12 protein-coding genes and 1 riboswitch are annotated in these 12,473 nt (G+C 39.5%); of the genes, 3 read left to right on the top strand and 9 right to left on the bottom strand.

Going from position 1 to position 12,473, the window contains the following annotated elements; genetic code table 11:
* Positions 1-258 precede the first annotated feature (258 nt).
* Positions 259-507: a ferredoxin gene (locus tag IHV11_RS05630; RefSeq protein ID WP_137789014.1), complete on the top strand. Its 249-nt coding sequence runs from the start codon at positions 259-261 to the stop codon at positions 505-507.
* A gap of 192 nt (positions 508-699) precedes the next feature.
* Positions 700-2,274 carry a phosphoglycerate dehydrogenase gene (gene serA, locus IHV11_RS05625; protein WP_197193933.1) on the top strand — a complete coding sequence of 525 codons (1,575 nt, stop codon included), beginning with the start codon at positions 700-702 and terminating at the stop codon, positions 2,272-2,274.
* A 121-nt stretch (positions 2,275-2,395) separates the two neighbouring features.
* On the opposite strand, the gene IHV11_RS05620 is transcribed toward serA, so the two are convergent.
* Entirely contained in the window at positions 2,396-3,208 is an 813-nt protein-coding gene (locus tag IHV11_RS05620) for a histidinol-phosphatase (protein ID WP_197193932.1), read from the bottom strand.
* 379 nt (positions 3,209-3,587) lie between these two features.
* On the opposite strand from IHV11_RS05620, the gene IHV11_RS05615 reads away from it, so the two are divergent.
* A complete protein-coding gene (locus IHV11_RS05615) occupies positions 3,588-3,818 on the top strand; it encodes a hypothetical protein (protein WP_197193931.1) in 231 nt (76 codons plus the stop codon).
* Positions 3,819-3,917: 99 nt separating this feature from the next.
* Here IHV11_RS05615 and IHV11_RS05610 read toward each other — a convergent pair whose 3' ends face one another.
* The 8 genes from IHV11_RS05610 to IHV11_RS05575 form a co-directional block, all read right to left on the bottom strand.
* Entirely contained in the window at positions 3,918-4,448 is a 531-nt protein-coding gene (locus IHV11_RS05610) for an ECF transporter S component (protein WP_197130761.1), read from the bottom strand.
* Positions 4,441-4,842: a DUF4430 domain-containing protein gene (locus IHV11_RS21460; RefSeq protein ID WP_197193930.1), complete on the bottom strand. Its 402-nt coding sequence runs from the start codon at positions 4,840-4,842 to the stop codon at positions 4,441-4,443. Before IHV11_RS21460 ends, IHV11_RS05610 begins: the two co-directional genes overlap by 8 nt.
* Positions 4,843-5,002: 160 nt before the next feature.
* Positions 5,003-5,186: riboswitch (cobalamin riboswitch) on the bottom strand.
* A 113-nt stretch (positions 5,187-5,299) separates the two neighbouring features.
* Positions 5,300-7,099, bottom strand: a complete 1,800-nt coding sequence (locus IHV11_RS05600; RefSeq protein ID WP_197193929.1) for an ATP-binding protein — start codon at positions 7,097-7,099, stop codon at positions 5,300-5,302.
* Positions 7,096-7,812: a response regulator transcription factor gene (locus IHV11_RS05595; RefSeq protein WP_066395787.1), complete on the bottom strand. Its 717-nt coding sequence runs from the start codon at positions 7,810-7,812 to the stop codon at positions 7,096-7,098. Before IHV11_RS05595 ends, IHV11_RS05600 begins: the two co-directional genes overlap by 4 nt.
* Positions 7,813-8,289: 477 nt before the next feature.
* Positions 8,290-9,474, bottom strand: coding sequence for a c-type cytochrome biogenesis protein CcsB (gene ccsB / locus IHV11_RS05590; RefSeq protein ID WP_197194925.1), 1,185 nt, complete (start codon positions 9,472-9,474; stop codon positions 8,290-8,292).
* 25 nt (positions 9,475-9,499) lie between these two features.
* The gene (resB, locus tag IHV11_RS05585) at positions 9,500-11,104 is read right to left on the bottom strand and encodes a cytochrome c biogenesis protein ResB (protein ID WP_197194924.1); all 1,605 of its coding nucleotides are present in this window, start codon (positions 11,102-11,104) and stop codon (positions 9,500-9,502) included.
* A 12-nt stretch (positions 11,105-11,116) separates the two neighbouring features.
* On the bottom strand, positions 11,117-11,641 hold the full coding sequence (resA, locus tag IHV11_RS05580) for a thiol-disulfide oxidoreductase ResA (RefSeq protein WP_305069359.1): 525 nt from the start codon (positions 11,639-11,641) through the stop codon (positions 11,117-11,119).
* A 54-nt stretch (positions 11,642-11,695) separates the two neighbouring features.
* The gene (locus IHV11_RS05575; protein ID WP_197130779.1) at positions 11,696-12,442 is read right to left on the bottom strand and encodes a pseudouridine synthase; all 747 of its coding nucleotides are present in this window, start codon (positions 12,440-12,442) and stop codon (positions 11,696-11,698) included.
* Positions 12,443-12,473 lie beyond the last annotated feature (31 nt).

Below are 12,473 nucleotides of genomic sequence, written 5' to 3'. Positions count from 1 at the left end.
TATCTAATAAAACGACATGACAAATATCTATAATAAATCACCACACTTTATCATATAATCTATCTTATCAGATTTAAGGAAATTTAAGAGTAAAAGTGTTATATTAAGAGGAAGATTGGGAATAAAAGATATGACGAGGTCCTAATTTTCTATTGAAATGTAGAGGGATACTTATTACAATATGATTAGTAGACCCTTAATTTAAAATGGCTAAATATGTAAGTCGGTATTTTTTCAATTCCTTAGGAGGTATTCATTATGCCAAAGTATACGATTGTTGACAAAGAAACTTGTATCGCATGTGGAGCATGCGGAGCTGCAGCACCAGACATTTACGATTATGACGACGAAGGAATTGCGTTTGTAACTCTAGACGATAACCAAGGAATCGTTGAAATTCCAGATGTATTGTTAGAAGATATGCAAGATGCGTTCGAAGGCTGTCCTACAGATTCCATCAAAGTATCTGAAGAGTCATTCGATGGTGATGCATTAAAATTCGAATAGTTGTAATCTTACCAGGAACCCTCTTTCATTAGAGGGTTTTTATTTATTTTATTAAGGATGATTCTCATTGTCAATTAGTTTTCTTCTTTTTTGAAACCGCTATCTTAAAAATCATAGTTGTACCTATCGTCAGAATGTGATAAATTATCAAAATATTGATGCTATTCATAAAGATAGACAAGGGGTGGAACTGTGACAGCAACCGTATTAGTCTGTGATGGAATAACAAGTGAAGGTGTTGAACCGTTAGTAAAACTTGAAGGTGTTGAGCTGATCTTCGGAAAACTTGATGAAGTTACTCAACCAGAAAACATTCAAGGAATCATGGTAAGAAGTGCTACAAAGATTACTGAAGATGTATTGAATCAGCTGCCCGCACTTCAAATCATTGCACGAGCTGGAGTTGGAGTAGATAATATCGATCTGAACGCAGCGACAAAAAGAGGTGTGCTCGTCGTTAATGCACCTGAAGGAAACACCATTTCAACTGCAGAACACACTTGGGCCATGATGATGGCATTAGTCCGCAACATTCCACAAGCCAATCAATCTGTAAAACAAGGTGAATGGAACCGCAAAAAGTATACGGGCCAAGAACTCTATCAAAAAACGCTCGGTATCGTCGGAATGGGTAGAATCGGCTCTGAACTTGCAAAGCGCGCGAAAAGTTTCTCCATGAACGTACTTGTTTTTGACCCTTATTTTCCGAAAGAAAAACAAAAAGAACTATCCGTTACTTCTGTTGATCTCGATACGTTAATCCAGCAGAGTGACGTCATCACCGTTCATACCCCGCTTACAAAAGATACCCATAAACTATTAAATCTTGATAACTTAAAATACGCTAAAAAAGGTGCGTTTATCTTAAACTGTGCACGTGGAGGCATCATCGATGAGGAAGCTCTTCTACACTACTTAGATAACGAACATCTATCTGGCTGCGCTCTTGACGTTTTCGAACAAGAACCTCCCGTTAGTCGCTCTTTAGTCGATCATCCTAAAGTGATCGTTACACCTCATATCGCTGCATCCACCGTACAAGCACAAAAGAATGTAGCTTACATGGCGAGCGATGAGATCCGATCTCATTTTTTACATCAACCTTTAAAACACGCTGTTAACTTTCCTTCTTTATCAAAAGATACGTATGAGAAGCTGATTGCTTATTATGACTTCTCAAATCTTCTTGGTTCGTTTACGACTCAATTCTTTAAAGAACCTGTTTCAGAGATTTCGATCGGTTATGGCGGATCATTATCGGAAACCGATACAACATCACTTACTCGCAGCTTTTTGTGTGGCTTCTTAAAAACAAGATTAGACCGGCCGGTAAACGATGTAAACAGCATGGTGGCTGCAAAGGAACAAGGAATCGTAATCGGTGAAAAACATGGGACAGATGATCATGGTTATCCAAATATCATTCATGTAAAGGTTACAGGTCTGAACACAACGTTCACTCTTTCTGCGACACTTGTTAAAGGCTTTGGTGGCCGAATCATTAAATTGAACGGGTATACGGTTGATTTTGTACCACAAGGATCTCTTCTTTACATCGAACATCGTGACACACCAGGTATTATCGGAAAAGTAGGAGCTTTTTTAGGAGAACGCAACATAAATATCGCAACGATGCACGTTGGCCGAAAATCAGCTGGCGGTGAAGCCATGATGGTTCTTACCTTTGACACCCAGCTTCCAGAATCTACTCAGAAGGAACTCAGAAGCATTGAGGATCTTCTTGTGTGCAAACCTTTAGATCTATAGAAAAGCAAAAAGCTCTGCAATTCATGATGATATACTCCCCTTACAGTAAACAGATTTTTATTTTTAATCTGTCTACCTTTAGGGGAGCATATCAGAATGCAGAGCTTTCTTTATGTGTTTATTATCCTAAATCTACTTCTTTTCTCTCCCCATCCTGAAAAGTCATCAGCTTTCTGTAACCGATCTCTTTTGCAAGCTTTATAGTCGCCTCATAATTCTCTCCAACTTGGTGCGGTTCATGAGCATCTGAAGAGAGTACGATCGGTATCCCCTTTTTATAGCAAAGAGACAGAAGTTCAGGTTCTGGATAGATTCGTCCTACAGGTTTTCTTAGACCTGCAGATGAGATCTCTACACATGTTTTTGAGTCTTTTAACGCATCTGTAATGCGCTCATACTGTTCTAAAAGAAATTCTTGATCAGTCGGAACATATTTAAAGATCTTGACTAGATCGATATGTCCAACAATATCAAATAGGTTTGATTCTGCAAGTGTTACAATTTGATCATAATACGAACGATACGTTTCATAAAGATCACGACGGTCCCATTCTTTTCGGTATTCTGCAAGGTCTATCCCAAAATCATCGACCCAATGCACAGATCCGACCACGTAATCGAATGGATAGGATTTTATAAATGCCTCCATCTCAGCATGCCGTCCCGGCGTATAATCCATTTCAATCGACATGCGGACGTCCATTCCTAACTGATCTGCACGCTTAAACAGATCTACATAATCGTCCATCTTGTAATAACGTCTTTCTTCCATCCATGGTTTTGATACGATGTTTTTTGTTTCATAAAAGTGATAAGCGTGTTCAGAGATCCCAAACTCTTGTATTCCCTTCTCTTTTGCGGTGTCTACAAATTGTTTTAAATAATCGATCGTCAATGTCCCTTTTTCGAGATGAGAATGGTAATCTGTTAGCATATTAATCTCCTTTTTAAAACGTTTTACCATATGTACCATGAAATCCTTGTTCGTTCAAGTGTTTATGCTCCCAACTTCCCTCCTATAAATAAGACGCTTAAGCACATCATCAAAAAAATCACAGCAAAAAAACGGTTCAGATAGTCTCGCATTTTGTCCTCCTAGGTAAAAGTAAATCAACTTTATCATCCTATTCAGCTTTTCAACTTTTTGAACCGGTTTTTAAAGAAAAGGCTCAACTAAAATTCGTTGTTGATTTTTCGCTTGGGAACTTACTAAATCTACTCTATAAACATCATTCTTATCTAATGAGGCAGGATAATGAACTCGAATAAAGAAGTTTGATAAAGAAAATAACTACAAAAGGGATGTAGAGCATATGGACATACTACTCTGGATAACGATTGGTTTTATAACAATTGGATTTGTTGTTCTTACTTCTATGAAAAAAGATATGGAAAGTAAGCTCGCGTTTATAACAGGAAAAATGGAAAACGAGGAAACTTCAGCAAAAGCTAAAACCATCATTTGGTGGATCGTAAGTGCCACAGCTTGGGGAATAGTGAGTATACTTCTTATTGTTTGGTGTTTTCATCATAACTTTGGGTAATTGTTAGCTTCTATACAGAATATCACGAAACAGAACTTCCAAATAATACGAAGTTCTGTTTTTTTCAACATTAAACTTTAAGAGAGCTAAAAAAGCTCCCTATTCAAAGGCAGCTTTTTGACTTCCATCTTTATTAATATAATTTTCCATCACATAGAGAAGTGGTTTGTAAAGTACGATGAAGAACACCACGTTACCAATCGCATGATTTAGATCAAATGGGAGGCTCGCCAAGTAATACGGCCAGAATTTCTGCATGATGATTCCACCAAAGAGAACAGACATGATGAAACCAAACAAAAAGCCACAGAATCCTGCATAGATCGGGAGCAACAGCCAAGGTATGTTATGTCTGTATTTGCCTAGATATGCGCTCATAACGGCTATCAATCCCCAGGCAAACATCTGACCGAACGTCCACAGACCATGCCCTAGAAAAAGATTTGTTGTTATCGTGCTTAATATAGCAAGTAACAACCCTTGCACAGGACCGAGTACGAATGAAGCAAGAATGAGTATCGTCGTATTCGGCTGAACATTGGGTATCATTGAGAAGGTGATTCTGCCTACTGTTAATATAGCAGCAAGTAAGGCAATGATCGTAATTCGTTTGACTGTCAGCTTATTCATATTTGTGAAGATCAAATTCTACGACATCGCCAGGTTTTAACGTAATATCCTTAGCACCCTTCATCGCTTCTTCACCGTTTACAGAAAAGAACCAAGATGTTTTGTCCTGTTCGCTTCCAGCCACTCCTTCAATACTGCTGATAAATGCACCATCGTATTGTGTTTCAATCTTAAAGTTATCTTGCATCACGTCCATGATTGTCGCATCTTTTGCGATATCGACTTTCTTTTCCGTAACTTTTTCTTTACCGTTCTCTTTTGTGATCTGAACCGTTACTTGTTCTTTCTTCGTTTCTTCTTGTTTCGGCTGATCAGCCGTTTCCTTCGTTTCAGTCGTTCCACAGCCTACTAACATCATCATCATTGTTGCTAATACTAAAAGTAATTTTTTCACGATTGACCTCTTTCTGTTATAAAAACGTTTTGTTTGGTCCTACAACTTACTTTACGCAACTAAAAAAATCCCCTTCGGCTACGAAGGAGATTAATAGTATACAGGCAGAAAACAGCAACCGGCCCCGGTACTGTTAAACACCCCCCTATCCTCGTAGGTCATGTCATGTAACAAACAGGCAGGTCTCCTGGCTCTTGATCATCGTCTCCTAACGCCTTCCCGTTTTCACAGTGGCGAAACTATAGGATTCTCACAATTACAGTGGCGGGACCGCAACGGAATCTAACCGTTTTCCCTATTAAGCTCGTCCAATAAAGGACTGCACCTGTTTAACACGTATGAAATTTTATGAAATCACAATTCCTATTATAAACATATTGGAGAAATTTGTGAAATCCTTTTTTAATAACTGCTTTTGTTCCTTATGAAACAAGATTAATCGGGACGTATTGCTAATTTATTTCAACGTTCGCGGAATTACGAAAGAAAATGTTGTACCTTCATTATTCTTACTATGAACGCTAATCTGACCACCATGTGCTTCTACGATGTTTCTTGCAATAGCAAGGCCAAGGCCAGTTCCACCTGATTTTCCTCTTGTTCTTGCTTTATCACCTTTATAAAAGCGTTCGAAAACAAATGGCAGATCTTCCTCTTTAATTCCTGTTCCATTGTCTTTAACGAAAAACTTCACGTTCTGATCGCTCACTTCTACAGTCAGGTTAACAAATCCACCTTGAGAAGTATGACGAATAGCATTATCGATTAAATTGGTTAAGACTTGCTCAATCCGGTCTGGATCGATATCCATTTCACCTTCAAGACTTTGGTGATTACCTTTAAATTCTAAACTTAATTGAATCTCTCGGTCTTTAGCAGGACCTTGGAACTTCCGGACGATTCTTTCTGCAAAAGGAATGATCGGAAGAGAGCTGTAGTGAAGCTTCATATGACCGGCTTCTAATCTCGCTAGATCGAGAAGTTCGTTAACAAGTCTTCCCATCCGTTTCGATTCGTCTAAGATGATTCCTGCTAGCTCTTTCTTCTCTTCTTCAGATTCTGCAATATCATCTACGATCGCTTCACTATATCCTTGCAGCATAGCGATCGGCGTCTTTAATTCATGTGAAACGTTCGCAACAAAGTCTTCTCTAAGCTTGTCCATTCGTCGTTCTTCTGTCATATCACGAAGTACAGCTACTGCTCCACGAATCATAGATTGGTCATATAGTGGTGTCATAACGACGACCCACGAGCGGCCTTGTATCGCGATCTCTGTCATCTGTTCACTCTCAAGTGCAACAACTTGCCCAAAGAGCTGTTTGACCGTCTCAGGAACGTTTCCGTTGACCTCTGTCTTCATGCCTGATTCGTAATAAAATGCCTGTAGGAATCGATCAGCAGGAGGATTCGTAACCAGTATGTTCATTTTTCTATCAAAGGTGATCACACCATCAGCCATCGAACTTAAAACACTTGTTAACTGTTCTTTTTCTTGATTCAATGCTGTGATATTGTTTTTTAACTGTCTGCCCATACGGTTAAACGTCATGCCAAGTTCGCCGATCTCATCATGCGTTAAAATCGGCACTTTCATATCAAATTCACCTTTTGCTACAGAGGTGGCTGCTTCTCTCATCCTTCTTAGTGGTGCCGTAATTCGAGTAGATAAGAAAAACGCAAAGATCGTAGTTAAGATGATCGCGATCCCCGCTGCTAAAAAGATGAGATACTTTGTATGATTCGTTGTTTTTTCCACATTCTCGATGGATTGATAGACGTAAACGGCTCCTGCATTTTCTCCGGATCCATAAGGTTCACCGTAGATGATCATCGTTTGCATCGTCTCATCATTTTTATTCAGAACGGGAAAATCTCCGTTTACGTAGATCTTTTTTTCACTCTCTGCGACAGTAGATAACTGATCATTCTCTTTGAAAACAGAAACTGGGATATAAGGTGCATCATCGTAAGAATTCTTAGACATAAAGGATTCCTGATTTTCGTCTATGATCATGATAGACATGGAATATGCTTCAGCCATTTCACTTGTGATGCGTATTGCTTCTTCCTTGTTCTCATCGCTTTCCATAATCAACATCACTCGATCAGCCATCTTCGTTAATTGATCTTTGGCTTGATCATCGTAAAACGATTCAAAGAACTGCGTAAGAAGAATGGTGAGCAGGGTTAAAACGACCGAGACTAATAAAAGTATCGTTATCCAAAGTTTACCAACTACACTTCTCCAGATCATTCATTCCCAACCTCAAATTTATAACCCACTCCCCAAACGGTCGCGATCATGGATGCTGCATCCGGTGAGACTTTGTTAAGCTTTTCTCTAAGTCTTTTCACATGTGTGTCAACTGTTCTAAGATCACCAAAGAATTCATAGTTCCAAACATCTTTTAGCAATTGTTCGCGCGCATAGACTTTATCTGGAGTCTTCGCTAAGTAGTACAACAACTCATATTCTTTCGGTGTTAAGTTGACTTCTTTTCCGCCAGCTGTTACACGGTGAGCATCGTGATCGATCGTAAGGTGCTTAAACACAACAACGTTCTTTGCAACCGTTTCGGTTTGAAGAAACTTCGTCGGTGACGACCTTCTCAACAGTGCTTTTACACGAAGGATGACTTCTCTTGGACTGAACGGCTTCGCGATGTAATCGTCCGTACCTGCTTCGAATCCTTCTATGCGGTTAAGCTCTTCTCCTTTAGCTGTCAACATGATTACAGGAGTCGCTTTCTTTTCTCTTAACTTTTCACAAACCTCAATGCCATCCATACCAGGAAGCATAAGGTCGAGCAATATGAGATCAAAATTGATGGATACTGCCATCTGTAGCGCATCCTCACCGTTTTCGGCTTCATGAACTTCGTAGTTCTCTCGCTCTAGATACATCGTTAATAGTTTTCGAATTCTTTCTTCATCATCAACAACTAGAATTTTAGCTTCTGTATCCATATTCAATCCTCCACATAAAATCAGTTAAACTAGATTTTTTCCTGTCTCTATCATACATGAAACCAAGTACACTAAACAAACCGGACATGCTGTCTATCTATTTTCTTTCATTTAGGGTTGGTTTTGAATAAAACTTATTCAGTAGTTGATTTCCGTTACAGATGCTCGCTTTCCACGGGGCGAACGGTGTTCAAAGAAGTACGTGTGCTCCTGCGTCTACCAGCAAAGCCTATCGAAGCGAGATTTCTCGTCGCATGCCTTACCAGAAGAAATTGCAGGTAGCTGGCACGCTACGCGACCTTAGGAGTCTCCACCTGGCCGTTCGTCCCGTAGGAGTCTCGCATCTTCCACTACAATAAACTTATCAATGAAGTAAATAAAATGATTAAAACAACAATTCTTAAAGGTCATTATGTAGTTGATCACGTTCGTCTCTTATAAAAAAGTCTCTCTAATGAAAGAGAGACTTTAAAATCTTTAAGCGTATGAATGCAATCCTACAAGAACAAGGTTTACCGCGATCAAGTTAAATGTGATGATCCAGAACCCTAGCACACAAAGCCATGCAGACTTTTCTCCGTGCCAGCCCCTTGATAGTCGTAAATGAAGAAAAGCGGCATAGAACAAGAACGTGATAAGAGCCCAAACTTCTTTTGGATCCCATCCCCAGAATCTCGACCAAGCTTGTTGAGCCCATATCATAGCAAAGATTAGTGCTCCGAGTGTAAAGATAGGAAAGCCGATCGCAACTGCTCGGTAGCTGATCTCATCCAGAAGATCTGGTTTCATCTTAACTTTTGTCTGAAGAGCTGCTGCTATTCTTTTTCTTAAAATCAGACGAAGTAAGCCATAAAGGATTCCTCCTGCTAAGAGAGACCAAATGAACGTATTCAACTTAACAGAAGCGTCAACACCGTTCATCCAAGATGGCGTTGAGAATAGTGGTCCAAACGAATCGTCCAGTTGCTCTCCGTTACTTGGACCTGCAATGGCAGGCATATCATAGACGACTTTAACTGCCTGATTGTTATCACCCATCATTTCAAATGTCGTTTCATATCCAGCACCTTTAAAACCGACCGAAACAAAGATGAATCCAACAACCGCAATCAAACTGTAAAGAATGATCTCTAACCATAAAGTCTTTTTAGACGAGATGGTCTGATCAACTGTACGAATTAAATAAATGAGTCCTGATACGAAAGAGATCGCAAGGATTCCCTCTCCGAGCGCCGCTGTTGTAACATGGATCTTCAGCCAGTCACTTTGAAGGGCAGGAATAAGCGGAGAGATATCTCTTGGAAACATACTGGCATACGCGATAACAAGAACAGCTATAGGCATCGCGAAAACGCCTAGACCGTTCGTTCGATAGATGATGTATAGAATAATGAATGCAAGTACCATCATCATGCCAAAAAAGGTAGTGAACTCAAACAAGTTACTTACAGGGGCATGTCCACTTGCCATCCACCTTGTAATAAAATAGCCTAGTTGAGCTGCAAATCCTACACATGAACTTATGAACCCTATTTTTCCCCACTTTTTTGTATGAACAGCATCTTTTCCTTTTTTATCTGAAATAGACATTGCAAAGAATAGAGTAGAGAACAAGTAAATAATAAATGCACTATATAAAAGTGTACTGCTGATTTCAGCCATCATTAACCCTCCCGCTTGAACAGCATTACTTTGAAGCTGTTTCTTTTTCTTCTAAAGGTGTGAGATTGGTCTTATCAGACAGAAATTCCACATCTTTTTTCAAGCCATACCAGTTCTTATTCGTATGAGCGGCAGCCCATACCTCACCTGCATTTTGTTTGATCCAAATTCTTCTATAGTTCCAATATAAACCTTGTGTAACACCTATCATAAAGATGATTCCACCAAGCGCGATAATCCAAAGTGTATGGTCTTTTCGGACTGTAAGCGCCGTTAAATCTTTCGTTTCTATACCAGCGAATGACATTTTAAACTGGTTCTCACCAGAATCTATGTTTTTCTGAATCCCAACAAACGCTTTTTCTCCGTCAGGTGTTTTTGGAGAATACATGGAGAAAACAAACGCTGGATTATCAGGCAAATTATTAACGGTTGATGGCTGGTTCTGGTCGTTTAAGACGAAGTTCGGAAAGTATTCTTCAATCTTAACTTTATAACCTTTCCCAAGGTCATACTCTTTTTTCGGGTCGTGAAGATCTACTGTTAACTTACCAAACTTGTTACCCGTTGCTTTTTCTTCAAGTTCGAAACTCATCTTGTAAAACTCGTTAAGCTTAAAATCCGTTTGATAAAGAGCAAACGAGTCGAACTTAAACGGTTCATTCACTCGGATTTCACCATTCTTAACTTTTACAAGCTCTGGCTCTGCTCCGATCGTATGGTTCTCTTTTGTTTTATAGAGAGTTACGTTACTTTGATAATTTTTTGCGACTTCTCCATCAACAGAGCTTAGCGCACTATTAAACTTCTTTTCTTCCTTATCATACATCTCAAGAATGAAATCATTGTTCTCCAGATAATATTGCCCATCTTCGGTTGAAGTGCCAGGGATAGAAGCTTTCTCCCCTTCTCGAACCCATAATATATCGTCAACATACATACCTGGAAAGAATCGAAGCATCGCACCTGTTAAAAAGATAATCAGTCCAACATGGTTTACATAAGCACCCCATCTCGAAAACCGTCCCTTTTCCGCAAAAAGGTTACCATCCTCTTCTCGAACTTTATAACGCAGAGATTCTAACGTGTACTTGATCTCATCAAGTTCGACATCATTGCTTTTTGAGAACAAACGCTGATTCTTCATGAATTGATCATGTCGCGTGACTCTTTGTGTCTTTAATGCTTTATAGAGTGGTATACCACGATCAAGACTGGCAATAATGATGGATAGACCTAGCATTCCTAGAAGAAGAATGAACCACCATGATCCATAAAGGTTATGAAACCCTAACAAATAATAGATAAGTCCAAACGTTCCGTATTCGCTTTCATAATGATTGGCAGGATCAACATTAGGAGGTATGAACGTTTCCTGCGGAAAAATGGTTCCGATTGCCGCTGCTACTAAAATAATAACAATGAGCCAAACTCCGACTTTAACAGACGAAAAGAAGTTCCAAATCTTATCCACAAACGTTTGTTTATAGGTTTGAGATCGTCTAGCACTTCCTTCATACCTCATGCTTGATAGTACTTCAACATCTTGCTTCAACGGTTTACCGCAGGCTTGACAAAGACTTGTTCCGTATGGGTTAGAGTGGCCGCATTCACATGTTATCGTTTGCATCATTTCACCCCGTTACGGCTTTATTTTTTCCATAAAGGAAATAATTTTTTTCTCTGATAATGACTCACTCGTCCGTTCAACTACTTTTCCGTTCTTATCAATCAAAATGGTAGTCGGAATCGGTCCTATACCGAATGCTTTTGTTACTTCTCTTTGCTTGTCCATAGGAACAGGAAAGCTCATACGATAGCGATCAACAAAATTTTTAACGGATACGTTCGTTTCACTGACGTTTACTGCCAATATTTCTACATCTTGTTCTTTGTATTTTTCATACTGCCGTTGCATATAAGGCATCTCTCGTTCACACGGTTTACACCACGTTCCCCAGAAATTCAAGAAAACACCTTTACCACGGTAATCTTCTAACTCTACTTGTTTGCCATTCAGATCGGTTAGTACAAAATTTGGAGCCGTATCGCCTTTACTTATGTATGTACCTGACTCTTCATTCATACTGTTGTAAATCGTGTAACCGACCGCAACAACTAAAATGGCAAGCAGAGCAGAGCGAAACCACAACCTATTTTTTTTCAACATCCATCCGCTCCTTTAAGCCGCTTCCATTTTACTATAACTTGAAAAAAAAGCCTATCTACGGCTTTTTTTTGACGTTTGTGTGACAGCCAGATTTCTTAGCTGTTTGATTTCATGTGGAGTAAGTTCTCTGAACTCACCAGGATTCAGGCCTTTAAGATCTAAATAGCCGTATCTTTCACGCTTTAATTTCATGACAGGTGATCCGATCGCTTCTAACATACGCTTGACTTGACGGTTCTTTCCTTCATGAATCGTAAGCTCGATGATAGCAGTTCCCTTTTTCTTATCGATCGATGTTACTTTCACTTTCGCAGGAGCAGTCATTCCGTCCTCTAAGCGAATTCCTCGTTCGAGTTGCTTGATTCTCTCTCTTGAAGGAATTCCTTTTACTTTCGCAATGTACACTTTATCAAGCTGATAGCGTGGATGCATAAGTACGTTCGCAAACTCACCATCGTTCGTCATGATGATCGCGCCTGTCGTATCATAATCCAATCTTCCAACAGGGAATACACGCTGTTCGATAATATCTCTAAAATAATCAGCTACTACTTTTCTTCCCTTATCATCAGAAACCGCCGTAATCACACCAGAAGGTTTATACATCAAAAAATAAACGGGTTGTTCCCGTTGAATTTGAATCTCATTCACTTCAATCTTATCTTTTGTACCTACTTTTGTGCCGAGTTCGGTCACTACATTTCCGTTCACTTTCACTTTGCCTTCACGAATTAACTCTTCCGCTTTTCTTCTGGAAGTTACGCCGCTTTGGGCAATTACTTTTTGCAATCGTTCCATGATTTCACCTCATGTCTCATCATACCTTCAT

It is taken from the genome of Fictibacillus sp. 26RED30 (genome assembly GCF_015903845.1).
In the GTDB taxonomy this organism is placed as follows: Bacteria; Bacillota; Bacilli; order Bacillales; family Fictibacillaceae; genus Fictibacillus; species Fictibacillus phosphorivorans.
The sequence above is the reverse complement of the archived record's forward strand: the minus strand, read 5'-3'. Positions and strand labels throughout refer to the sequence as shown.